Annotated in this window: 23 protein-coding genes; 20 read left to right on the top strand and 3 right to left on the bottom strand. The window is 45.0% G+C overall.

Annotated features, from left to right (window positions below):
* Positions 1–201: 201 nt before the first annotated feature.
* Together ACTNEW_RS10705 and ACTNEW_RS10700 are read right to left on the bottom strand one after the other, a co-directional pair.
* A complete protein-coding gene (locus ACTNEW_RS10705; protein WP_441060661.1) occupies positions 202–387 on the bottom strand; it encodes a hypothetical protein in 186 nt (61 codons plus the stop codon).
* 156 nt (positions 388–543) lie between these two features.
* Positions 544–1,404, bottom strand: a complete 861-nt coding sequence (locus tag ACTNEW_RS10700; protein WP_441060659.1) for a class I SAM-dependent methyltransferase — start codon at positions 1,402–1,404, stop codon at positions 544–546.
* Positions 1,405–1,823: 419 nt separating this feature from the next.
* Here ACTNEW_RS10700 and ACTNEW_RS10695 point away from each other — a divergent pair, with 419 nt between their 5' ends.
* From ACTNEW_RS10695 to upp, 7 genes are all read left to right on the top strand, one after another.
* A complete protein-coding gene (locus ACTNEW_RS10695; protein WP_441060657.1) occupies positions 1,824–3,107 on the top strand; it encodes an aminotransferase in 1,284 nt (427 codons plus the stop codon).
* Between the two features lie 54 nt (positions 3,108–3,161).
* Positions 3,162–4,553 (top strand): L,D-transpeptidase family protein, encoded by a 1,392-nt coding sequence (locus ACTNEW_RS10690; RefSeq protein WP_441060655.1) that lies wholly within the window; start codon positions 3,162–3,164, stop codon positions 4,551–4,553.
* A 34-nt stretch (positions 4,554–4,587) separates the two neighbouring features.
* On the top strand, positions 4,588–5,622 hold the full coding sequence (locus tag ACTNEW_RS10685; protein WP_441060653.1) for a D-alanine--D-alanine ligase family protein: 1,035 nt from the start codon (positions 4,588–4,590) through the stop codon (positions 5,620–5,622).
* A 160-nt stretch (positions 5,623–5,782) separates the two neighbouring features.
* Complete coding sequence (locus ACTNEW_RS10680) at positions 5,783–7,153, top strand: UDP-N-acetylmuramoyl-tripeptide--D-alanyl-D-alanine ligase (RefSeq protein WP_441060651.1); 1,371 nt, start codon at positions 5,783–5,785, stop codon at positions 7,151–7,153.
* A 194-nt stretch (positions 7,154–7,347) separates the two neighbouring features.
* Positions 7,348–7,941, top strand: a complete 594-nt coding sequence (locus ACTNEW_RS10675) for a hypothetical protein (protein WP_441060649.1) — start codon at positions 7,348–7,350, stop codon at positions 7,939–7,941.
* 187 nt (positions 7,942–8,128) lie between these two features.
* On the top strand, positions 8,129–9,094 hold the full coding sequence (locus ACTNEW_RS10670; RefSeq protein WP_441060647.1) for a D-2-hydroxyacid dehydrogenase: 966 nt from the start codon (positions 8,129–8,131) through the stop codon (positions 9,092–9,094).
* 241 nt (positions 9,095–9,335) lie between these two features.
* Positions 9,336–9,965, top strand: a complete 630-nt coding sequence (upp, locus tag ACTNEW_RS10665) for a uracil phosphoribosyltransferase (RefSeq protein ID WP_441060645.1) — start codon at positions 9,336–9,338, stop codon at positions 9,963–9,965.
* A gap of 49 nt (positions 9,966–10,014) precedes the next feature.
* Here upp and ACTNEW_RS10660 read toward each other — a convergent pair whose 3' ends face one another.
* Positions 10,015–10,281, bottom strand: a complete 267-nt coding sequence (locus ACTNEW_RS10660) for a hypothetical protein (RefSeq protein ID WP_441060643.1) — start codon at positions 10,279–10,281, stop codon at positions 10,015–10,017.
* A 217-nt stretch (positions 10,282–10,498) separates the two neighbouring features.
* Between ACTNEW_RS10660 and ACTNEW_RS10655 the strand changes: the two genes are divergently transcribed.
* The 13 genes from ACTNEW_RS10655 (at position 10,499) to atpD (ending at position 24,926) form a co-directional block, all read left to right on the top strand.
* Complete coding sequence (locus ACTNEW_RS10655; protein WP_441060641.1) at positions 10,499–12,766, top strand: hydratase; 2,268 nt, start codon at positions 10,499–10,501, stop codon at positions 12,764–12,766.
* 1,325 nt (positions 12,767–14,091) lie between these two features.
* Entirely contained in the window at positions 14,092–14,883 is a 792-nt protein-coding gene (locus ACTNEW_RS10650) for an RluA family pseudouridine synthase (RefSeq protein ID WP_441060639.1), read from the top strand.
* Between the two features lie 150 nt (positions 14,884–15,033).
* The gene (locus ACTNEW_RS10645) at positions 15,034–16,038 is read left to right on the top strand and encodes an AI-2E family transporter (RefSeq protein WP_441060637.1); all 1,005 of its coding nucleotides are present in this window, start codon (positions 15,034–15,036) and stop codon (positions 16,036–16,038) included.
* A 144-nt stretch (positions 16,039–16,182) separates the two neighbouring features.
* Positions 16,183–17,301 carry a substrate-binding domain-containing protein gene (locus ACTNEW_RS10640; protein WP_441060635.1) on the top strand — a complete coding sequence of 373 codons (1,119 nt, stop codon included), beginning with the start codon at positions 16,183–16,185 and terminating at the stop codon, positions 17,299–17,301.
* Between the two features lie 572 nt (positions 17,302–17,873).
* Positions 17,874–18,137, top strand: a complete 264-nt coding sequence (locus tag ACTNEW_RS10635) for an AtpZ/AtpI family protein (protein WP_441060633.1) — start codon at positions 17,874–17,876, stop codon at positions 18,135–18,137.
* 25 nt (positions 18,138–18,162) lie between these two features.
* Positions 18,163–18,576: an ATP synthase subunit I gene (locus tag ACTNEW_RS10630; protein WP_441060631.1), complete on the top strand. Its 414-nt coding sequence runs from the start codon at positions 18,163–18,165 to the stop codon at positions 18,574–18,576.
* Positions 18,577–18,617: 41 nt separating this feature from the next.
* Positions 18,618–19,379, top strand: coding sequence for a F0F1 ATP synthase subunit A (locus ACTNEW_RS10625; RefSeq protein WP_441060629.1), 762 nt, complete (start codon positions 18,618–18,620; stop codon positions 19,377–19,379).
* Between the two features lie 199 nt (positions 19,380–19,578).
* Positions 19,579–19,857 carry an ATP synthase F0 subunit C gene (gene atpE / locus ACTNEW_RS10620; RefSeq protein ID WP_441060627.1) on the top strand — a complete coding sequence of 93 codons (279 nt, stop codon included), beginning with the start codon at positions 19,579–19,581 and terminating at the stop codon, positions 19,855–19,857.
* An 83-nt stretch (positions 19,858–19,940) separates the two neighbouring features.
* Positions 19,941–20,444, top strand: a complete 504-nt coding sequence (gene atpF / locus ACTNEW_RS10615) for a F0F1 ATP synthase subunit B (protein ID WP_441060625.1) — start codon at positions 19,941–19,943, stop codon at positions 20,442–20,444.
* A complete protein-coding gene (gene atpH / locus ACTNEW_RS10610; RefSeq protein WP_441060622.1) occupies positions 20,441–20,980 on the top strand; it encodes an ATP synthase F1 subunit delta in 540 nt (179 codons plus the stop codon). The genes atpF and atpH overlap by 4 nt, the downstream gene beginning before the upstream one ends.
* A gap of 66 nt (positions 20,981–21,046) precedes the next feature.
* A complete protein-coding gene (atpA, locus tag ACTNEW_RS10605) occupies positions 21,047–22,576 on the top strand; it encodes a F0F1 ATP synthase subunit alpha (protein ID WP_441060620.1) in 1,530 nt (509 codons plus the stop codon).
* 20 nt (positions 22,577–22,596) lie between these two features.
* Complete coding sequence (atpG, locus tag ACTNEW_RS10600) at positions 22,597–23,460, top strand: ATP synthase F1 subunit gamma (RefSeq protein WP_441060618.1); 864 nt, start codon at positions 22,597–22,599, stop codon at positions 23,458–23,460.
* Between the two features lie 71 nt (positions 23,461–23,531).
* The gene (atpD, locus tag ACTNEW_RS10595) at positions 23,532–24,926 is read left to right on the top strand and encodes a F0F1 ATP synthase subunit beta (protein WP_441060616.1); all 1,395 of its coding nucleotides are present in this window, start codon (positions 23,532–23,534) and stop codon (positions 24,924–24,926) included.
* Positions 24,927–24,936: the final 10 nt, after the last annotated feature.

Here is a 24,936-nt window from a genome sequence, read left to right as displayed (position 1 = left end):
AAATGTCAGAAAACAGGTGATGGAAATATTCAGCCTTTGTTGGATAAAAAAAGATAAAAGTTAATTTTGAGCCGGGAATAAGAGACCATAAAAGCAGACAGTCAGGACGTTTGTTCTGGCTGTTTTTAATTTCCATCCAGATGAAAAGGGATGCCATGCGGCATCCCTTTCGTGTCCCCAATACCAGTGTTTCGCAGTTGCTTAATAGTTATAGGCGCCTTCGTAACGGCTGCAGTGTTCTTTCTTATGGGAAAGTTCCCGGCAGCTGCTGCAGCGGTCGCAGAATTCCTGCTGATAGCAGGTGGCACAGGCACAATTGCCGCATGCCTTACGGTCGTAGGCGAGTGTACAGGTATAAGGGTCTTTGCTCTCATGTTCACTGCTCATGAAATCACGCTCCTTTTCCCTCATTATAGTCCCGAAAAAAAGTGTATTCAAGAGCTGTGTGAAGAATTTGGAAGATAATTTTATCCGTTGACTGTTTCGGGATTTTTATGCGTAAATGCATGAAAACACCTTGCAGAATATTTCAGTGGACAGCAATTAAAGTGCTTCCCAGCGTCCGGATGCTCCGCAGGGGAGTATGAGTCCGTTGGAGGATACCGGGAGGCCGATTTCCTGGGAATCCACTTTGCCGGAATATTTTTTCAGCTCTGTGGAGAGCATGTAAGTCAGTACGGCGGGAGCCAGTCCTGTCGTATAGGAGTTGATCAGGAAAAACAGTGGCTCATCGCTCAGGATCTGTGTACACAGTTTGATCAGTGGATGAATGGCATCTTCGATTTTCCAGATTTCACCCTTGGGACCGCGGCCGTAGGAGGGCGGATCCATAATGATTCCGTCATAATGATTTCCGCGGCGGATTTCCCGCTCCACAAATTTTACACAGTCGTCTACAAGCCAGCGGATAGGTGCATCCCCGAGTCCGGACGCGGCGGCATTTTCTTTTGCCCAGGTCACCATACCTTTGGATGCATCCACGTGGGTAACGGAAGCACCTGCTGCTGCGGCAGCAAGGGTCGCGCCGCCGGTATAGGCGAACAGATTCAGGACTTTCACAGGCCTTCCCGCATTGCGGATCTTATTTCCGAACCAGTCCCAGTTGACTGCCTGTTCCGGGAAAAGTCCGGTATGCTTGAAACTGAATGGCTTCAGATGAAACGTAAGATCTTTATAGTGAATATCCCACTGCTGGGGGAGATCAAAGAATTCCCATTCACCTCCGCCTTTTTTGCTCCGGTGATAGTGAGCATTCATGTGCTTCCATCCCTTATGAGTTTTAGGCGTATCCCAGATGACCTGAGGATCAGGTCTTACCAGGAGATAATCGCCCCATCGTTCCAGCTTCTCCCCGCAGGAAGTATCAATGACTTCATATTCTTTCCAACCATCGGCAATCCACATATTTGTATAAACCTTTCTGTTATTTGTAATTTAGATATTTTTGAGTTGCTGCAGACAGGGTCAGCAGCACGTTTCATTCTGCAATATCGGAGAAACGGTTCTCCGGATTTTAGATCAGAGTGTGTTTGAAAATTGGTTTGTGACAGATGTCGGGAATTTCCAAACACGTTTTAGTATAGGGGAAAAATACGGATTCTGCAAGAGATTACGACAGAAAAATAGCAGACCTGTTGTTGCTGTGAACGCAGTGAACAGGAACGAATGGCAAAACCGGGCATATGGATGTATGGACCGATATATAAAATACTTGACAACCATGAATTTAGCATACTAAAATGTATAAGATATACAGAGGAAATATAAAATAGCAATAACAATATTTCAGCGCCGCCCCCACGGAGCTGACGAGGAGGAAATTTATGAAAAAATACACAGAAATGAGCAGAGAAGAACTTCTCGCGCTCAAAGAGGAACTTTCCAGGCAGTACGCCGAAACCAAAGCCAAAGGTCTTTCTCTTGACATGTCCCGAGGCAAACCCAGCGCAGATCAGCTTGATATTTCCATGGGAATGATGGATGTTCTGTCAAGCGAAGCGGATCTGAAGTGCGAAACAGGCGTAGACTGCCGTAACTACGGTGTGATCGACGGAATTCCGGAAGCCAAGAGACTTCTTGGCGAAATGTCGGAAGTAGATCCGGATCATATCATCATCTATGGAAACTCCAGTCTGAATGTTATGTTTGACACCATTGCACGTTCCATGACTCACGGTGTGATGGGTCATACCCCATGGTGCAAGCTTGATAAAGTGAAATTCCTCTGTCCAGTGCCTGGCTATGACCGTCATTTCAAAATCACCGAATTCTTCGGCATCGAGATGATCAATGTGCCCATGTCTCCGGAAGGCCCGGATATGGATATGGTAGAAAAACTGGTAAGCGAAGATGACGCCATCAAGGGCATCTGGTGCGTGCCGAAATACTCCAATCCTCAGGGATATACCTATTCCAAAGAGACAGTAGAGCGCTTTGCCCGCCTGAAACCTGCAGCACCGGATTTCCGTATCTACTGGGATAATGCATACAGCATCCATCATTTATACGATGACAACCAGGACTTTCTGGTAGAAATTCTGGGAGAATGCGCAAAAGCAGGCAATCCGGATATTGTTTATAAATTTACTTCCACATCCAAGGTCAGCTTCCCGGGCTCCGGTATTGCAGCAGTAGCCGCATCCAAAGCCAATCTGGATGATTTCCGGAAATATATGCAGATCCAGACCATCGGTCATGACAAACTGAACCAGCTTCGTCATGTAAGATTTTTCAAGGATCTGGATGGTCTTCATGCTCATATGAGAAAACATGCAGACCTGATCCGTCCGAAATTTGAAATGGTACTGGATACTCTTGAGAGAGAACTGGGAGGACTTGGAATCGGCGAGTGGACCAAACCGCACGGCGGATACTTTATTTCTTTTGATGCTCTGGAAGGCTGTGCAAAGGACATTGTTGCCAAGGCAAAAGAAGCCGGTGTTGTGATGACCGGAGCCGGTGCAACCTATCCGTACGGAAAGGATCCAAAAGATTCCAATATCCGTATCGCTCCTACTTATCCGACTCTTGAAGAACTTGAGCAGGCAGCCAACGTGTTTGTTCTCTGTGTAAAACTTGCAAGCGTGGAGAAACTGCTGGGAGAATAATCTGCGTGCAGACTGACGGGAATGGGTGAATGGTGAACAGATAAGGAGGTTTTCATGACTGAGGAAAAGGAAAAAATGAGCACAGGCAAAAAGGCAGTGATCGTTCTGATCTGTGTGCTGCTGATTCTGTCAGCTGCTGCTTATTTTGCAGGTGTATATTATTTTACCAGACATTTTTTGCCGGGTTCTCAGGTGAATGGTTTTAATTGTTCCTATATGACAGCACAGGAAGCAGAAGACCTGCTTACCAAAAAGGTGGAGTCCTATGTTCTGGCAATCCGTACCCGCGGAAACGGTCAGGAAAGTATCACTGCACAGCAGGTCGGTCTTACTTACCGGTCGGATGGAAGTGTGCAGGAAACCATCCGGAATCAGGATCGTTTCCTATGGTTCCTGGTGTTTGGACAGCAGAAAATCTATGAGCTGACGTCCTCCTCTTCCTATCATGCAGAAATGCTCGATCAGGCAGTGGGAAATCTGCAATGTATGCAGAACACGGTTTCCCCGCAGGATGCCTATATCAGCGACAATGGTTCTGAATTTGTGATCGAGCCGGAAGTGGAAGGTTCTGAACCGGACAGAGATAAGGTACTGGAACTGGCTGCATATGCGATGCTTTCCGGCAGGACTGTGCTTGATCTGGAGGAAGAAGGCTGTTATAAAACGCCTTCTGTCTACCGGGATGATGAGAATCTGATCCGTCAGTGTGAACAGGCCAATCAGCTGACCTCTGTGATCATCACTTATGATTTTGCAGACAGGACAGAAAGAGTGGACCGCTCTGTGATCAAAGACTGGCTGGTGATCAGAGACGGAGACTGTGTCCTGAATAAAGAAAAAGTAGCTGCCTATGTTTATGAACTTGGCTGCAAATATGATACAGTGGGATGTACCAGAGAATTTGAAACGTATGATGGCAGAACGGTGACAGTTGCAGGCGGTGATTACGGCTGGGCGATTGATCAGTCCAAAGAGACCGAAGCGCTTATGGAAGCAGTAGAGAGTGGAAATACGCAGGTAAGAGAGCCTATTTACGCATATGAAGGCTGGAGCCGTGATACGAATGACATTGGTTATACATATATTGAAATTGATCTGACGAACCAGAGAATGGTGCTTTATGTGGACGGTTATCCAACGGTGGATTCCCCGGTTGTTACCGGAAATCCGAATATTTCCGGAATGGAGACCCCGGTCGGCTGCTATGCTCTGGATGCAAAGGAATCTCCGGCAGTTCTTACCGGAGAGGGCTATGAGGCAAATGTGACTTACTGGATGCCGTTCTGTGGAAATGTTGGAATCCATGATGCTCCATGGAGAACCCAGTTCGGAGGAAATCTTTATCTTCTGGAAGGCTCTCACGGCTGTGTCAACACACCATATGAAAAGGCACAGGAGATTTTCCAGAGGGTGGAAGTAGGATGTCCGGTTGTTGTTTATCAATAATCAGAAAGATAAATGCGATAAAGGAGATGGGAGCATGAAAATAGTTGTTTTAGCAGGCGGAACCAGCACAGAACGCGACGTATCGATTGTATCCGGAACAGGAATCTGCACGGCTCTGCGTCAGAAAGGACATCAGGCGGTGCTGGTGGATATTTTCGGCGGAGTGGAGTCTGTGGACTGGACGGATCCTTTCCCGGAAACATATGATGTTGACCGGGCATGTGCCTATATGAAGAAGTTTAATGATCAGATCGAAGAAATGAAAAAGACCCGGAGAAGCTTTTTCGGTCCGAATGTTCTGGAACTTTGCCAGAAAGCAGATATTGTTTTTCTCGGACTTCACGGAGCCAATGGAGAAGACGGCAAAGTGCAGGCGGCATTTGACCTGTTTGGAATCAAATATACGGGTACCGGCTATCTGAGCAGCGCTATGGCAATGGATAAGGGCGTTACCAAGGAAATTTTCCGGATGCATCAGGTTCCCACTCCCATAGGAGTATCTATGAAAAAGAAAGCACGCATCAATGATCTTAGTACACTGAACCTGGAATTTCCGGTTGTGGTAAAGACCTGCTGCGGCGGTTCCAGTATCGGAGTTTATATTGTGCATGCTCAGGAAGAGTATGAAAATGCTCTGGATCAGGCGTTTTCCTATGAAAATGAAGTTGTTGTGGAACAGTTTATCAACGGAACCGAATATACTGTTGCTGTTGTGGACGGGAAGGCATATCCGATCGTGGAAATCGTGCCGTGTGAGGGATTCTACGATTATGAGAACAAATACAAGCCGGGTGCGACGAGAGAAACCTGTCCTGCTCCGATTTCGGAAGAACTGACGAAGAAGATGCAGGATTATGCAGTGAAGGGTTACCATGCTCTTGGACTGGAAGGCTATGCGCGTCTGGATTTTATGATGACTGAGAATGGAGAGATGTACTGTCTGGAGGCTAATACACTTCCGGGTATGACACCGACCAGTCTGATTCCTCAGGAAGCACGGGTGCTTGGAATGGATTACCCGGGCCTCTGCGAAGAACTGATCCGCGTTTCACTTAAAAAATATGAATAGAATATCTGTGAGGAAAATACGCAGATAGGAATGATTTTCAGGGCATCAAAGGTTACAGACAGCATCTTTTGATGCCCCTTGTATATCAAAAAATAAACACCCGGTGATTTGTTTTTGGATATATTTGTTTATGTAAAAAGAAAAGGAATAGGATATCATTATGAAAAATCTCACATTGGAAAATATTACGAAGGTATGCGGCGGAGTGTATTTTGGTGCAGCAGATGCCATATACAGGGAAGTGACATCGATTACTACGGACAGCCGCAAAGTGGAAGAGGGGTGTCTGTTTGTCCCGATTGTGGGCGAGCGGGTGGATGCGCACAAATTTATTCCGGATGTGATGGCAAAAGGAGCTCTTGCCACTCTTTCAGAAAGAACTCTGGAGAATGCGGATTTTCCATATATTCTGGTGGAATCTACGCTGCAGGCTGTGAAGGATATTGCAGAATTTTATCTGGAGCAGCTGCAGATTCCTGTTGTGGGAATTACCGGAAGTGTGGGCAAGACCAGTACCAAGGAAGTAATCGCATCTGTGCTGAAAGAGAAATACCGGACTTTGAAGACACAGGGAAATTTTAACAATGAACTGGGACTTCCTCTTACGGTATTCCGTCTGCGGGATGAAGATGAAATCGCCGTTCTGGAGATGGGAATCAGCGATTTTGGAGAGATGAGCCGACTGGCAAAAATCGCCAGACCGGAAACCTCTGTAATCACCAATATCGGGACCTGCCATCTGGAGAATCTGGGTGACAGAGACGGAGTTCTGAAAGCAAAAACAGAAGTGTTTGATTTTTTGAAACCGGGCGGACACATTGTTCTGAACGGGGATGACGATAAGCTTTGTACTGTAAAAGAAGCGCACGGAATTCAGCCGGTATTCTTTGGTATGAGTGACTGCTATCCGGTTTATGCAGATGAGATTGTCAGCCATGGCCTGAAAGGAATGTCCTGCAGGATTCATCTGTACGGAGAGGCGTTTGAGGTGATGGTTCCCATGCCGGGCCGTCATATGGTGTATAATGCACTTGCGGCAGCAGCAGTTGGTAGAATTTACGGTCTGACAAATGAAGAAATCAAACGTGGAATCGAGAGTCTGGAGGCAATCAGCGGACGATTCAAAATGATCGAGACAGAGAAATTTCTCATTGTAGATGACTGTTACAATGCCAATCCCATGTCTATGAAAGCATCTCTGGATGTTCTTCAGGATGGAGAGGGAAGGCGCGTTGCCATTCTGGGAGATATGGGCGAACTGGGAGAAAATGAGATTGCTCTTCATGAAGAAGTGGGCATGCATGCGGCACACTGCAGAATCGATGTCTGCATCTGTACCGGTGATCTCTGCCGCCATATGGCGGAAAAAGCTGCCGCAGAAAATCCGCAGCTGACAGTAATCTATGAGTCGGACAGAGAAAGCCTTCTTTCCCATCTGCCGGAATATGTGAAAGAGGGAGATACGATTCTTGTAAAAGCATCCCATTTCATGAAATTTGAAGAAGTGGTGAAAGCACTGCAGGAGATGTAGCTCTACAGGAAAATAACAGTTTATGATAAGTGGAACTCCTTGAGTGTGTTTGAAAATTCATTAGGAAAGCAATTTTCAAACACGCTCTATTTCTGTGTAAATATGTAAGAGAATTTGACGAACGATTTTTGTTTCATCATAATTGCGCCGGCGTTATAATAAGTGACAGAAAGCGGACAGAAAGGGAGGATCATATGCTGGAAAACATCATGCGGCTGCAGATACTGCTCTACTGCATGACGGCCCTGGGGGCTGTCGGAGCTATTGTCATGCTTGCCACAAACCTTACTTACCGAAGAATTTTAAGAAAAACAAACGGTGTCAAAAACCTGAAAGAGAAATGGCTGAATCTGTGGAAAACAAGGGACAGGCTTTTGCGCCGGATGAATCTGCTGGTATGGATTCCGTCGCTTTTAAGTACCGTTTTACTGGGGCTGTCTCTGTTTCTGGTCACAATACTGGACCTGAATGAGGGACTGCCCCTTCGTTATTTATATGTGGGAACCGCAGTCCCGGTGGGACTTTTGCTTCTGCGCACAGCGTTGGATTTTGCCTATAAAGAGGAGCTGGTGATGAGTTCCCTGTCGGATTACGTGGAACAGGTCCGTACCTGGGTGGAGGAGATTCCGGCCCCCAGAAAAACAGATCCGGTCCTGCAGGAAGAAGTCGTGGAAAAAATCACCAGCAGTATCCGGCAGACGGCAGCTACCGGCAGTCATTTCAGCAAAATGCTAAGTCCGGAGGAAGAGGAAATCATGCGGGAAATTATACGGGAATTTATGCAGTGAAAGGCAGGAAAGTTTCATAAAATATGGGAATTTATGCAGTGAAAATAAGAAGGCTTCACAAAAACAGAAGAGTTTGTTATACTTACACGCATGAAACGTAAGGAGGAAAGCTTCTGGCAGGAATGAATTTTCAAACACGCTCTGGCTGTAAGACGGAAATGCATGTGCCGGAATGCAGAGGCAGAATATGAAAATTGTGATTTTAGAAGGAAAAAGCGTGGGAGACGATATGGTCTTCACTCAGTTTGACGAGTTTGGAGAAGTTGTGATCTATCCCAAAACAACGGCGGAGGAAATGCCGGAACGTCTGAAAGATGCAGACATTCTGGTGGCAAATAAGCTGCCCATGAATGAACATACCTTGTCCGGGGCAGGAAATCTGAAACTGGTCTGTCTGACTGCAACAGGAACGAATAATCTGGATACAGAATATCTGAAATCCCGTGGAATTCAGGCAAGAAATGTAGCCGGCTACTCTACAGATGCAGTAGCGCAGCATACATTTGCCCTGCTGTTTTATTTGTGGGAAAAACTGAGATTTTATGATGATTTTGTTAAGTCCGGTGAGTATGCGGCCGGAAATTCATTTTCCTGCTTTCCGGAACGCTTTTATGAATTGAAAGGCAAGACCTGGGGCATCATTGGAATGGGCGCCATCGGACAGAAGGTGGCAGAAATCGCCTCTGTGTTTGGCTGCCGTATTCTCTGCTATTCAGCCTCCGGAAGCCGCTATGATTTCCGTGATAAAAATTATGAGCAGACAGATTTTGATACGCTGTTGGCAGAATCGGATATTTTGTCGATTCATGCACCGCTTAACAGCTATACAGAAAATCTCATGAACCTGGAGGCTTTCCGCAAAATGAAAAAAGAGGCAGTTCTGATCAATGTGGCGCGTGGCCCTATCGTCAATCAGGAAGACCTTTATACTGCGCTGACAGAAAACCTGATTGCTGCAGCAGGACTGGATGTGCTGAAAGTGGAGCCCATGGCTGAGGATAACCCTCTGGCAAAAATTCAGGACAGCCGGAAGCTGATCATTACACCGCATATGGCCTGGGCGCCGGTGGAAACCCGAACCAGATGTCTGGATGAAGTTGCGGAAAATATCCGGGCATTTTTGAACAGTGAGGACAGAAACAGGGTGTGCTGAGTGGAAATATCATTTTTCCGGAAATATCCCGTGAAAGGTTTCCATTCATTTATGTACAAAAAGATTTCCATTCATTTATGTACAAAAAGATTTCCATTCATTTTTATGCATAAAAGGGTTTCCATTCATTTATGCATGAAAAGTTGTTATTGAGCGTTTTTTGTGTTATGCTAAGAATATAGGAAACAGTCATGTCTGACTGTGTAAAAGATACAATAGACAAAACATTGGAGGGTATGTTATGGAGAACGTTTTTATTATGGATCATCCACTGATCCAGCACAAAATTTCCCTGATCCGAGATAAAAATACCGGAACGAACGAGTTTCGTAAAATGATCGAGGAGATTGCAATCCTGATGGGATATGAAGCACTTCGCGATCTTCCGCTGGAAGATGTGGAAGTCGAGACACCTATTGAAGCATGTAAAACACCGATGATCGCAGGCAAAAAACTTGCAGTGGTTCCGGTGCTTCGTGCAGGCCTTGGTATGGTAAACGGAATTACAACACTGGTACCTTCGGCAAAAATCGGACATATTGGTCTTTATCGTGATCCGGTTACGCATGAACCTCATGAGTATTACTGCAAACTTCCGGATCCGATCGAGCAGCGTCTGATCGTACTTGTGGATCCGATGCTTGCTACCGGAGGCTCGGCTGTGGCAGCAGTGGATTATATCAAACAGCATGGCGGCAAAAACATCAAATGCATGTTTATCATTGCCGCTCCGGAAGGGCTGAAACGCCTGCATGAGGCACATCCGGATGTACAGATTTATGTGGGCCATCTTGACAGAGAACTGAATGAGAATGCTTATATCTGTCCGGGACTTGGCGACGCAGGAGACCGTATCTTCGGTACAAAATAGATTCAGAAGAAATTAATGAGTACCTGTTGTTTTACTGCTCTTATTCTTTTTAATCTTCTTCAAGGACCTGAATTTCCAGATAGTCAAAATCAATTTGTTCTATAAAATTATCCTGTCGGAACCGGGCTTTGGAACGGCGCTTGAATTCTGTGACCGTAGAGTCAAGCCAGATCGGATTCCCAAGATCAAATTCATAACAGATCTGCTCCAGTGCATGAAAAACCTTGTGGGTACGGGTATCTTCTGTTTCATCACAGATAACCGTATCCCGGAGCAGATGATTGTCTTTCCAGATTTTTCCCCATAAACGAAACATTGTAATCAACCTCCCATAAAGTGAAATTTAGTGATTTTCAGTATAGCGGATTTCAGACGGAAAGTAAAGAAAGGATTATGGAATAAAAAAACAAAGAAAATGTATTATTATTCATACAATATTTCTCATTGCGTATTCTTTAGAAATCTACTATAATAAAGGGCATATTATTTCTGGATGGAACTATTCCGTCTGTTACAGAATGGAGGAGATTATTATGAAATTATACGACGGCGGTATTTACCTTGTAAATGGTCATGATATCGTGGAAGAAGCTCATGCTGATCTGCCGGTATCCAGAGCAGAAGCTGCCAGAAATACCATTGCCTATGGTATTCTTGAGGCACATAATACTTCCGGAAACATGGAAAAACTGCAGATTAAATTTGACAAGCTTACCTCTCATGATATTACTTTCGTAGGAATTATCCAGACAGCACGCGCATCCGGGCTTGAGAAATTCCCGATTCCCTATGTGCTGACCAACTGCCACAACTCCCTTTGTGCAGTAGGCGGAACAATCAATGAAGATGACCACATGTTTGGTCTTACCTGTGCCAAGAAATACGGTGGTGTTTATGTACCGCCTCATCAGGCAGTTATTCATCAGTATGCACGTGAAATGCTGGCAGGCGGCGGCAAAATGATTCTCGGTTCTGACAGCCATACCCGTTATGGAGCGCTTGGAACCATGGCAATGGGAGAAGGCGGCGGAGAACTGGTGAAACAGCTTCTTTCCCAGACATATGATATCAATATGCCGGGTGTGGTTGCTATCTATCTGAAAGGTGAACCGCGTCCTGGTGTCGGACCGCAGGACGTTGCTCTTGCCATTATCGGAAAAGTATTTGGCAATGGTTATGTGAAGAATAAAGTAATGGAATTTGTCGGCCCTGGTGTGGCATCTCTGAGCGCGGATTTCCGTATCGGTGTGGATGTTATGACAACAGAAACCACCTGTCTTTCCTCTATCTGGCAGACAGATGAGAAGATTGAAGAATTTTATGAAATCCATGGCAGAAGTGAAGAATACAAAGAACTGAAGCCGGGCAATGTGGCATATTACGACGGATGTGTGGAGATTGACCTTGGCGAGATCAAGCCGATGATCGCAATGCCGTTCCATCCGAGCAACACCTATACCATTGATGAACTCAAAGCAAACCTGGATGACATTCTGGCAGATGTGGAGAAGAGAGCCCAGGTAAGTCTTGGAGGAAAGATTCCGTACACATTGAGAGATAAGGTCGTTGATGGAAACCTTTATGTGGATCAGGGAATTATCGCAGGATGTGCAGGCGGCGGTTTTGAAAATATCTGTGCAGCAGCAGACATTCTGAAAGGTGCAAGTATCGGAGCAGATGCGTTTACGCTGAGTGTTTATCCGGCAAGCACGCCGATTTATATGGAACTGGCGAAGAATGGTGTGCTGGCGGATCTTCTTGCGACAGGTGCTGTTGTGAAGACTGCGTTCTGCGGACCATGTTTCGGTGCTGGAGATACTCCGGCTCACAATGCATTCAGTATCCGTCATACCACCAGAAACTTCCCGAACCGGGAAGGTTCCAAGGTGCAGAATGGCCAGATTTCTTCGGTTGCATTGATGGATGCCCGTTCCATTGCAGCAACAGCAGCCAATAAAGGATTCCTGACATCAGCAGAAGAATACACAGGAACCTATACCAATCAGAAATATTTCTTTGACAAAACGATATATGAAAACCGTATCTTTGACAGTCATGGAGTGGCAGATTCGGATGTGGAGATTCACTTTGGACCGAATATCAAAGACTGGCCGAAAATGCCTCCGCTGGCAGAGAATCTGGTGCTGAAGGTTGTTTCAGAGATTCATGATCCGGTTACTACCACAGACGAACTGATTCCTTCCGGTGAGACTTCTTCTTTCCGTTCTAATCCTCTGGGGCTTGCAGAGTTTACTCTTTCCAGAAAAGACCCGGCATATGTGGGACGTGCGAAGGAAGTACAGAAAGCTCAGCTGGCGATTCAGGAAGGAACCTGCCCGGTAGAGGTTCTTCCGGAACTGAAGCCTGTAATGGAAGCAATTCATACCCGTTTCCCGGAAGCAGACAAAGGAAATGTCGGTGTCGGAAGTACGATTTTCGCTGTAAAACCGGGTGACGGTTCCGCACGTGAACAGGCTGCATCCTGTCAGAAGGTTCTCGGAGGCTGGGCAAATATTGCCAATGAGTATGCGACCAAACGTTATCGTTCCAACCTGATCAACTGGGGTATGCTCCCCTTCCTGATTCCTGCAGGAGATCTTCCGTTTGAGAATGGGGATTATCTTTTCTTCCCGGGTGTACGCACCGCAGTGGCAGAAAAAGCAGATGTGATCAAAGGTTACGTGGTAAAAGACGGCAGCCTGGCAGAGTTTGAGGTAACCCTTGGGGAGCTGACAGACGATGAACGTGAAATCATCCTGAAGGGATGTCTGATTAATTACAATAATCGGAACGCAGATTAAGATAAAATTTTGATTCGCAGCAAATATGTCTGAAAAGCTGCCGCGCAGGTGATGGAAGATCACAGGCCGGCAGCTTTTTGAGTTACAGGAGCGTACTTCGCGTTTTCCTTTAACTTTAATAAAAAGCTTTCCGGGCAGGTTCACACTGTGGCAGAGAGGAATTTTATTGCGAAAGCAATTCGCCGCAGGCGGAGAATCCTGCAGAGAAGGATTCTTTCCCATAACTGTATAAATTTGCATAATTATCTGAAAATAATATATTATATAAACAAATAACTGCATTAATATAGGAGATAACAGATAAAAACGAATTATTTTTAAAATAATAAACAAATGTATTGACAAATAGAAAAAGCAGTGGTATGATAAAACCATCAAAACAAAGAACGACAAAATAAGAAATCATTCAATTCATAGTATAAATGCTCCATGAAAAGGATGAAAGAATAAGAAAGGCAAAGGTGATTCCAGTGGGAACATAACCTGACAATCATCAATATGAGTCAGTGATAGGAATCGTATTTCCTGCAAGAAAGACCTGATACAAGATAAATAAGGAAAAGAATTTATCCGGAAAAATCAGTAACCGGAAAATAACAGAAAATGTATCCAAGGTATAGAAACGATTTCTCATATTGAATAACTATCACGAACCTGATACAAAGATTTTTGATATGTGTAAAGAAACATAATCAGAAAGAATATAACTGCTTATCTCAGAGGTTCGTTCAAAAGAAGAGATTTGAAGTACTTCCAGGACAGATAAGAAAGATATTTTGAAATCCATATTGCAACATCAGAATATGAATTGAAGCTTTGCATCAGAAGAATATCTTCTTACAAAAGATATTAACAGAGAAGAAATAAAAAGGAACTTTTTCTATCATACCAATGAGCGGTTTTTAATTTAAGAAGTTAAGTTCGAAATTGTTTGTAAAAATAAGAGAAAGAAAAGGTATATCCGGTATTTCTTCATTCATTGAATTATAAGCCGTGAAATTATAATTCAAAATCTATGAACTTTCTAAATAAATCGAATGATAAATGAATCATATCGTTTATGAGCAGGAAATAAGACGAGATATGTAAATATACATATAAAAAGTAAATATAAGTAAAAACTGAATAGAGATAAAGCATATTATAAACAAATTAAAATTCAGAATCATTATAACACGAAGACATTTCTTATAAAGAAATAAAGAGGATAAAAAAATTGAATAATGAAGATTGTTAAGACGGTCATCATTTTTGAAATCAGGCAGAGTAAAAAGTGATGACCGTCTTTTACTGCGATTTTCATTAGTCCGGGAGAGAAAAGATTGATGCGTAATTTCAGAGTAGAAGATACCATTATATATGAAGATGGAGAAATCCTGGTATGCCATAAACCTGCGGGGATCGCAGTGCAGAATGCCAGAATGGGAGCACTGGATCTGGAGAATGCTCTTAGAAATTATCTTGCTGTCAGAAGTGGGGAAAACAGCAGGAAAATTCCATATCTTGCAGTCATCCACAGGCTGGACCAGCCGGTGGAAGGCGTACTGGTTTTTGGAAAAACTCCGGGTGCGGCCCGGGAACTCAGCCGCCAGATGGCAGCAGGAGAAATGTGCAAGAAATATCTGGCTGTAACGGGGAATGTTCAGGGTAAAAAATATCCGGCAGTGACAGATTGTGTTTTGGATAAAAAGAATTTGGCTGAGACAGCTGTTGTTTCCGGACAGGAAGCAGGGAAAGAATATTTGCTGATTGATTACTTGAAAAAAGACGGAAGAACCAATACATCAACTGTCGTTCCGAAGGGAACCGCAGGAAGTAAGGAGGCCCGTTTATCTTATAAAATATTGCAGGAAGCAGAAGACAGCCGTATAGAAGGCGGAAGGAAAATTCTTCTGGAAATTCATCTGGATACCGGCCGCCATCATCAGATCCGGGTGCAGATGGCCCATGCAGGGATGCCGCTGCTTGGAGACCGGAAATATAATCCTTCGGATAAATCCAATGTGCCGCTGGGGCTTTGTTCCTGTGAACTGACACTGCTCCACCCGTCGAAGAAGAAAAAGATGAAATTCGAGATTTCACCGCGCGGGGAAGCTTTTGAAGGATTCCATGAATAATTGAGAGAATTATCCACCATACTATTGTGTGTTTGGAAAGTGTTTTCCGGCAGATTCCGGGAATAAATTTTCAAACACACGCTGATACAGTAATTTATAAACATGGAAATGTGTGGTGGTTTTTTGCATATAGAATGGAAAAGACGGGGAATGATCGTTGGAATTCTGGCAGGGGTATATCTTGGATACCGATATTTGATGCCGGTGTTTCTGCCATTTATTGCAGCCTGGATTCTGGCATGCTGGCTTTATCCCCTTTCTTTAAAAATTGAAAAGAAAACAAAAATAAAAAGAACATTTGCCGGTGCAGTGCTGCTGGCAGTGCTCTTTGGAGTACTGGCAGTGCTTGTGTATCAGGGAATCGGGGAGAGTTTATCCCAGCTGAAAAGAGCATTTTCCAATTATCAGGTGCTTCAGAAGTGGCTGTTTTCCCTTCTTGACAGATGCTGCAGGATGATTGAAGAAATCACAGGAATCCGTGCGGACGAAAGCAGAGAGTATTTTTTGCAGCAGGCAGGAATGCTTCAGGATCAGATCCTGGCTGCCTTGAGTCCGAATATTTCCCGTGCAGTACTGCGTGGAACAGGAAAGCTGCTGTTTTTTCTGTCCGGAATCGTTGTTACATTTATATCTGCAGTTCTGCTTATGGGAGATATGGAGAATTTCCGTCAAAAAATCTGGGATTATTCCTGGATGGTTGGAATCAGACGTGTCATACGGCGGCTGAAAAAGACAACAGTGACTTATCTAAAAGCACAGGTGGTCATTATTGCTGTAATATCAGCGGTCTGCGCGGCTGCTTTCTGGATGATGAAAAGTCCGTATTATCTTTTGCTGGGAACTGCACTGGGGATATTGGATGCGGTGCCTCTGATCGGTACGGGAACGTTCCTTTATCCTGCGGCAGTGATATTTCTTATACGGGGACAGTCCAAAATGGCCCTGGGATGTGTGCTGGTGGATCTTGTGACCAGTCTTCTGAGGGAATTTCTGGAACCGCGGCTTTTGGGAGAAAAACTTGGAGTATCTCCCATTATGATTCTGATCTCTGTATACCTTGGCATGATTCTGTTTGGCGTGTGGGGAGTGATACTGGGGCCGCTTTCTTTTTCTACGGTATACGAGATCGGCAAAGAATGGGATGTGTGGGATTAAAGAGTAATTTTGGAAATAATAGGATGCGTGAGAAAAAAATGAAAAAATTATGAAATCTATGGACGGAACGCGGAAAAAGTGTATAATGTAAAAAAGTCGTATAATTCATGTTAATTCTATTTTAATGGAAAGAGGAGAATAAAGATGAAGAGAGCAGCAATTGCCGCTGCGGGCATATTTGCAGTTTCTGTGATTTTGTCCGGCTGTCGTAAAGAACAGGTAGAAGAGGCGATACAGCCGCTTGTGGCAGATGTGCTTGAAGGGGAAGAAACAGAATCCGCAGAACAGGTGGAAGATCCGCAGGTCCTTCCGGAAATTGATACAAACGTTCCGATTCAGGCGGGCACCAGAATTGCAGTAGTCAGCAAATGCACCAAAGGAGAATTCTGGGATCTGGTTCGTTCAGGGATGGAATCCGCAGTGAGTGAGGTAAATGACGCATATGGTTTTTCGAAAGATGAGAAGGTGACCATGACGTTTGAAGGCCCGGATGACGAGCAGAAGGTCGAAGAGCAGATCAATATTATTGATGCAGTCATAGCTGAGAATCCGGATGTGCTCTGTCTTTCTGTAGGAGATATGGATTCCTGCCAGGCTCAGCTGGAGAGTGCCAGCGAGAATGGAATTCCGGTGGTAGTATTTGATTCGAACGTGACGAATACGAAGCTGGTGTCCGCATTCAGGGCGACAGATAATGTGCAGGTTGGCCGTATGGCCGCTTATCGTCTGGCCCGGACAATTGGAAAAATGGGAAATGTTGCAGTCTTTTCCGCACAGGAGAAAACCCAGAGTGCGAAGGAGCGCGTAGAAGGATTTCTGGATTTTATCTCCAATTATTCAGATATCGATGTAGTTCAGGTGATTTATCAGGATCAGGTAGAGGATATGGAGACTGCTATGCAGGAAATTCTTGAGAAATATCCGGCCCTTGACGGTGTTTTCTGTACCAATGCGGATGTTTCGGAAATGTATCTGAACATGGAGAAAGAAAATACTGCAGAAGACAGTGCAATTGCCATGGTGGGAGTAGATGCCACAACACGCCAGCAGGAGGCAATCAGGAATGGAGAGGAAATCGGAGTGATTTCTCAGGATCCGTTTACGATGGGATATCAGACGATCTGGGCAGCTCTGCAGGCAAGTATCGATCCGGAAGAGGAGACAGAACTGGAAATAGAAAAAGAAATTCTCCTGAAACCGGTATGGCTGAACTTGGATAATCTGGATGATCCGAACTACAGCAATTATATTTATAACAAATGATAACGGAACAATAAGACAGCGAAATATATGGAATCAGCTGTGTGTTGATGTGAAATTTTTCTTATGTTTCCGGAAAAGAGAACACGTACCTTCGAAATCAGTACTCAGGAGGTATGTGTTTTTTTGTATACCGTATCTCATGAAAAGAGGTATGTATTTTTGACATATCGGAAGTTCTGCTTCAGAAAATGGAACAGTATCGACAGAGTCTGGCAATAACTGGACAAACTGGCAGAAAATGTCCATTGAATTTAAAAGTGTATTCAGTATAATTACAGAATAAGTTTTATCATAGAAAATGCGGATTTTCCAGGTAAGAAATTCCATTAAATTCCAGATTTTGCAGATGAAAATTCCGGATGATTCCGGAGAATCCATGGAATAACGAAAAATTAGTTTCTTGCCGATGGTCCTGAAAATGGTAAAAAAATAACAAAAAACATTTGCATACAGACAAAAAAATTAGCAATATGTGCAAATGTGTTGTAATTTTTTCTGCATTATGGTAAAATCTGACTATATTGCAAGACCGCAGGAAGACAGAAAGACGGAGCAGGAAAGGGGTGGTGGAAATGAAGAACTGGGCAGATATTTGGAAGAATATCACGTTGCTTACGCAGTTTGGTCTTTCCTTTATCACTCCTCTTTTTATTTGTCTTGGTGTCTGCTGGTGGCTGTCCGTTCATATGGGCGTGGGCGGCTGGGTCTTTATTCCTGGTTTTTTCTTTGGTATGGGAGGTTCGGGAATGGTGGCATATAAATTCTATCTTTCCGTTACTGCCCGTGATAAGAAGGACAGGAAAAAACCAAAAGTCTTTTTTAACAAACATTCTTAAAGCAGCGAGACAGAAAGGAAGAAACATGAGCAATTTTTGGGACAATGTTCAGCCAGCTGTAAAAAAAGAAACAAAAAATGTGGCAGTCAGTACCGCTGTCGGAGTAGTGATCATGTGGGGCGTGTTTGCAGTGCTTCATATGGTCATGCCGGATAAGGTGCCGCTGGATTACACAGTGTTTCTTGGAGGAATCTGCGGCGGATTGATCGCAGTGATGAATTTTTTCCTGATGGGAATTACTGTTCAGAAGGTGGCTGCCAGCACAGATGAAGATGCTGCCAGATCACGGATGAAGGCAAGTTATTCCCAGAGAACGATGATTCAGATGCTGTGGATTATTGTGGCTATTGCAGCCCCCTGTTTTCATTTTGTGGCAGGGATCGCACCGCTTCTTTTTCCGGGAATGGGTATCAAGATAATGGGAATTATAAAAAAATAAAAGATTTAATTTAAATCTTCGGATGGGAGGTGGAAACATAGATGGAAGTCGATATTTCAGGAGCAAGAGTCTTTTTTACACTGCCGTTTGATTTTCCGATTCTGGGTAAACTGCAGATCAGTGAGACAATTGTAGTGAGCTGGATTGTCATGATTCTGATTACAGGATTCTGCATCTGGCTGACCCATGACCTGAAAGTAGAGAATATTTCCAAACGCCAGGCGCTGGCAGAACTTCTGGTAGAGAAGGCAAATAATTTCGTTATCGGAAATATGGGAGAAAAATTCCGGCATTTTATTCCTTTTGTAGCAGCATTGTTTGTAACCAGTGTGGTTTCGAATCTGATCAGTCTGATAGGACTCAGAAGTCCGACTGCAGACCTTTCAACAGAAGCTGCATGGGCAGTGATCGTTTTTATCATGATCACATACCAGAAGATCAAAGCAGGAGGTGTTGGCGGATATCTGAAGGGCTTTACACAGCCGATTCCGATTCTGACACCGTTTAACATACTTTCGGAGCTGGCAACACCGATCAGTATGGCATGCCGTCATTTCGGAAATATTCTTTCCGGCGTTGTTATCAACGCATTGCTTTACGGAGCACTTGCAGTGGCAAGTTCCGCGCTGCTGGGCCTGATTCCGGGCATTGTCGGGGATCTGTTATCCCAGATACCGATTCTGGATGTAGGTATTCCGGCAGTTCTGTCAGTTTATTTTGACTGGTTCTCTGGTGTGATGCAGGCGTTTATTTTCTGCATGCTGACCACCATGTATATTGCCAATGCGGCAGAAGAGGGATGATTCCGCTGTAGGAAACAGAGTGAACTGCAGTATGCTTTCTCATTCACAGCAGAAGGCTATTGGCAGTGAGCCAGTGGTTAACGCTCACTGGAAGCGTGTTCCTTTGAATGGAATGAACAGTAAACATTTATTAAAACAGAAGAATAGTAAAAGTAAAAATTGTAAAAACAGAAAACAGTAAAAACAGGAGGATTATATTATGGATTTTACAGTACTCGCTAAAGGTATTGCGCTTGCTGGTTGTGCAATTGGAGCAGGATGCTCTCTGATCGCCGGTATCGGCCCTGGTATTGGTGAAGGTAACGCAGTTTCAAAGGCTCTGGAAGCTATCGGACGTCAGCCGGAATGTAAAGGTGATGTAACATCTACCATGCTCCTTGGTTGTGCGATCGCAGAGACCACAGGTATTTACGGTTTCGTTACCGGTCTGCTGCTGATCTTCGTAGCTCCGGGTATGTTCATGAACTTCCTTGGCTGATCACCATAGAAGCAGGAGTGTCTCATATTGCAGACACTGCCCTGAGAATAAGCTGAAGGAATAGAGAACAGGAGGTTACAAGCATGGATGTACAGTCATTAGTTGGTATTATACCATGGACATTCATTGCGCAGATCTGCAACCTTTTTATCCAGGTATATCTGATTAAGCGCTTTTTATTCAAGCCGATTAATGAAATGCTTGCGAAGCGCAAAGCTATGGCGGATGCCGAGATTCAGGATGCCATCAAGGCCAAAGATGAGGCGAATGCCATGAAATCTGAATATGAGCAGAATATGCAGGAAGCAAAGACAAAAGCAAATGAAATCGTGATGACAGCTCAGAAAACAGCTGCTGTCCAGAGCGAACAGATGCTGAGGGAAGCTTCTGAACAGGCAGCCGCTATGAAGGCAAAAGCGGAAAGTGATATTGCTCAGGAGAAGAGAAAAGCTGTTAATGAGATCAAGGATGAGATTGGCGGCATGGCAGTAGAGATCGCAGGAAAAGTGATCGAGCGTGAGATCTGCGAGGAAGACCATACGAAACTGATTGACGAGTTTATTTCGAATGTAGGTGAGGCATCATGACGCAGACTGCCAGACTGTATGGCGGCAGCCTTTATGATCTGGCTGCCGAAGAACAGCTTACGGATACCATGATGCAGCAGATGGCGGAAGTGCGGCAGATTTTCTGTGAGAATCCGGATTATCTGCGGCTTCTGGGAGAACCGTCCATTCCGAAACAGGAGAGGACGAAACTCGTGGAAGATGCATTTGGTGCCCAGGCGGAGCGGTATTTAGTGAATTTTTTGAAATTGCTGTGTGAGCGGAATCTGCTGGGAGAATTCTCAGGATGCTGCGATGAATTTACACGGCGTTATCATGCAGACCATAATATTGCGGAAGCAGTTGTGACCAGTGCGGTTGCACTCAGTGAAAGCCAGATGGAAGCTCTGAAGGCGAAACTTGAGAAAATGAGCGGTAAGCAGGTTTCTCTGATTCAGAAGAGAGATCCGTCCGTAGTGGCCGGTCTGCGAGTGGAAATGGAAGGCAAACAGCTTGACGGCACAGTTCAGAGCCGTCTGTCCGGCATTTCCAGAAAACTTAATGAAATCATTGTCTGAAGCAAAAATCTGCGAAAGCAGATATTACTATAAAATTGCGCAGTATATGCGCTGCTGGAGGAAAACATGCAATTAAAACCTGAAGAAATATCCAAGGTCATCCGCAGCCAGATCAAATATTACGATAACGCAATTCAGCAGAATGAAACAGGCACGGTTTTGATGGTAGGTGACGGTATTGCCAGAGCCAGCGGTCTTATCAACTGTATGGCAGGAGAACTGCTGGAGTTTGAGGACGGCAGTTTTGGTATGGCACAGAACCTGGAAGAAAACAGTGTATCTATCGTATTATTTGGTTCCGATGAGAACATCGGTGAAGGACAGACCGTAAAACGGACCGGCAAGGTTGTATCTGTACCGGTAGGAGAGGCAATGATCGGACGTGTTGTAAACGCCCTTGGTCAGCCGATTGATGGTGCAGGTCCCATTGTTACGGAAGAATTCCGGGCAATTGAGAGCCCGGCACCCGGAATCTGTGAGAGAAAATCTGTACACGAACCGCTGCAGACAGGTATCAAAGCAATCGATTCCATGGTACCGATCGGAAGAGGTCAGCGTGAACTGATCATCGGTGACCGTCAGACCGGTAAAACAACTCTTGCTGTGGATACAATCATTAACCAGAAGGGACAGGATGTCATCTGTATCTATGTAGCAATCGGACAGAAGCGTTCCACTGTAGCGAATCTGGTAGAAACTCTGACCAGAAACGGTGCTATGGATTATACCATTGTTGTTGCGGCAACTGCTTCCGAAGCAAGTCCGCTTCAGTACATTGCACCATATTCCGGATGTGCAATGGGTGAATATTTTATGTATAAGGGAAAACATGTGCTGATCATTTATGATGATCTGAGCAAGCATGCGGTTGCTTACCGTGCACTTTCTCTTCTGATCCGTCGTCCTCCGGGACGTGAGGCTTATCCGGGAGACGTTTTCTACCTTCATTCCAGACTGCTGGAACGTGCGGCAAAGCTGGATGATGCTCATGGCGGCGGTTCTCTGACAGCACTGCCTGTTATTGAAACCCAGGCCGGAGATGTTTCCGCATATATTCCGACCAACGTTATTTCTATCACAGATGGTCAGATCTTCTTGGAAACAGAATTGTTCCATTCTGGTGTTATGCCTGCAGTAAACCCGGGTATTTCCGTATCCCGAGTTGGAGGTAATGCACAGATCAAGGCAATGAAAAAGGTTGCCGGAACTTTGAAACTGATTTATTCCCAGTACCGTGAGCTGCAGAGTTTTGCTCAGTTCGGCTCAGACCTGGATGCAGATACAAAAGCACGTCTGGATCAGGGTGCCCGTATTGTAGAGGTTCTGAAACAGAACCAGAATGCACCGGTGCCTGTTGAAAAACAGGTAGCGATTCTCTATGCTGTTACAAAAGGTATCCTGTCTGCAGTAGCTGTAGAAGATGTCCGCGCTTATGAAGCCGGATTATTTACTCATCTGGATACAGACGCACAGGGTGCAGAGGTTATGCAGAGCATCCGTACGACCGGTAAGCTGGAAGCAGATACGGAAGAGAAGCTGAAACAGGTACTGGAATCTTATACAGAGAATTTTCTGAATACAAGACCTGAGAAATGATGTGATTAGGAGGGTACATTATGGCTGCAAACATGAAAGCGGTAAAGCTGCGTATCAAGAGTGTCCAGAGCACCATGCAGATTACCAAGGCAATGGAACTTGTAGCATCCTCCAAACTGCGTAAAGCCAAGGAACGGGCTGAAACATGCCGCCCATATTTTGAAACGCTTCACGAAACCCTGAGAGAAATCGCGGCAGGAAACACGGATTTTTCTTCTGTTTATGCCAAAGAAGCTGTAAGTGAGAAATATTGTTATATTGTAATTGCCGGTGACAGAGGTCTTGCAGGCGGATACAATGCCAATCTTTTCAAATGTCTGGAAGCTGCCAGTGCAGGAAAAGAGTATGTGGTGCTTCCCATTGGCAAAAAGGCAGTAGAATATTTTCACCGCAGGGGCATTGAATGTATCACAGAACAGTTTGCAGAAATTGCGGATGTTTCGGTGGCGGATTGTTTCGAAATGGCAAATCTGCTTTGTGAAGAGTTCAAAAGAGGCAGTTTCGGTCATATTGAATTATGTTATACCAAATTTGTTTCCATGCTGTCTCAGCAGCCGGATGTCTTTTCCATGCTGCCGCTGACGGATCTGGCAGAAGAAGAGAATGCGGAAGGCAAAAAGCCTGTCCGTAATCTGATTCTCTATGAGCCGGACAGTATGGAAGTGTTTGATGCGATCGTTCCGGAGTATCTGGCGGGAATTGTGTATGGCGGTGTCTGCGAAGCACTTGCCAGTGAGCTTGCTGCCAGAAGAACTGCCATGGAGGCAGCGACCGGCAATGCAGAAGAAATGATCGAAAAACTGAATCTGTATTACAACAGAGCGCGTCAGGCAAGCATAACGCAGGAAATCACAGAAATTGTCGGAGGTGCAGAAGGTCTTTAAATGACTGATCAGTGCCGCATACGGATATTACGGGTCGGCACATATGACATGATAACAAGGAGATTCGAAGAATGAGCGAAAAACACATTGGCGAGGTAGTACAGGTCACCGGTCCTGTTTTGGACATCCGCTTTGCGCACGATGAACTGCCTGCACTGCTCAATGCTATTGAAATCGATAATAATGGCGCAAAGCTGACAGCCGAAGTAGCTCAGCAGATCGGTGACAATACAGTGCGCTGTATTGCCATGAATTCCACGGACGGTCTGGTTCGGGGCATTAAGGCTGTAGATACCGGTGCACCTATTTCCGTTCCTGTTGGAGAGGAATGTCTGGGCCGTGTATTTAACCTTCTGGGTGACCCGGTAGATAATCAGCCGGCTCCGGAAACAAAAGAACGCTGGTCTATCCATCGTCCGGCACCTTCCTATGAAGAGCAGACACCTGCTACGGAGATCCTGGAGACAGGTATCAAAGTCGTAGACCTGATCTGTCCTTATGCAAAGGGAGGTAAAATCGGTCTGTTCGGTGGTGCGGGAGTAGGCAAGACCGTTCTGATCATGGAGCTGATCCACAATGTTGCGACAGCCCATGGCGGACTTTCTGTATTTACCGGTGTTGGAGAGCGTACCCGTGAAGGAAATGACCTTTATAATGAAATGAAAGAAAGCGGAGTTATTGATAAGACCGCGCTGGTATATGGACAGATGAATGAGCCGCCGGGAGCACGTATGCGTGTTGGTCTTTCCGGTCTGACAATGGCAGAGTATTTCCGTGATGTGAAGAATCAGGACGTGCTTCTGTTTATTGATAATATTTTCCGTTTTACGCAGGCAGGTTCCGAGGTTTCCGCTCTGCTTGGACGTATGCCGTCTGCAGTAGGGTACCAGCCGACGCTGGCTACAGAGATGGGTGCACTTCAGGAACGTATTACTTCCACCAGAAAAGGTTCCATTACATCTGTTCAGGCTGTTTATGTGCCTGCGGATGACCTTACCGATCCGGCTCCGGCTACGACATTTACCCATCTGGATGCAACCACGGTTCTTTCTCGTGAAATTGCCAGCCAGGGTATTTATCCGGCAGTGGATCCGCTGGATTCCACCAGCCGTATCCTTTCACCGGAGGTGGTAGGTACAGAGCATTATGAAGTTGCCCGTGCAGTACAGCGTGTACTGCAGCGTTACAAAGAACTGCAGGACATTATCGCCATCATGGGTATGGATGAGCTGTCCGAGGAAGATAAGCAGACAGTTAACCGTGCACGTAAGGTACAGCGTTTCCTGTCACAGAGCTTTTCTGTTGCGGAGCAGTTTACCGGTATGGCTGGACAGTACGTGCCTCTGAAGGAAACCATCCGTGGATTCAAGATGATTCTGAACGGCGAATGTGATGATATTCCGGAGAGCTATTTCCTGTTTGCCGGAACCATTGATGATGTTTTTGAAAAAGCCGGAAAACAGTAAAGGAGGCTGT

Origin of the sequence: Blautia sp. HCP3S3_G3, assembly GCF_052063365.1 — a bacterium.
Lineage (GTDB): Bacteria > Bacillota > Clostridia > Lachnospirales > Lachnospiraceae > Blautia_A.
The sequence above is the reverse complement of the archived record's forward strand: the minus strand, read 5'-3'. Positions and strand labels throughout refer to the sequence as shown.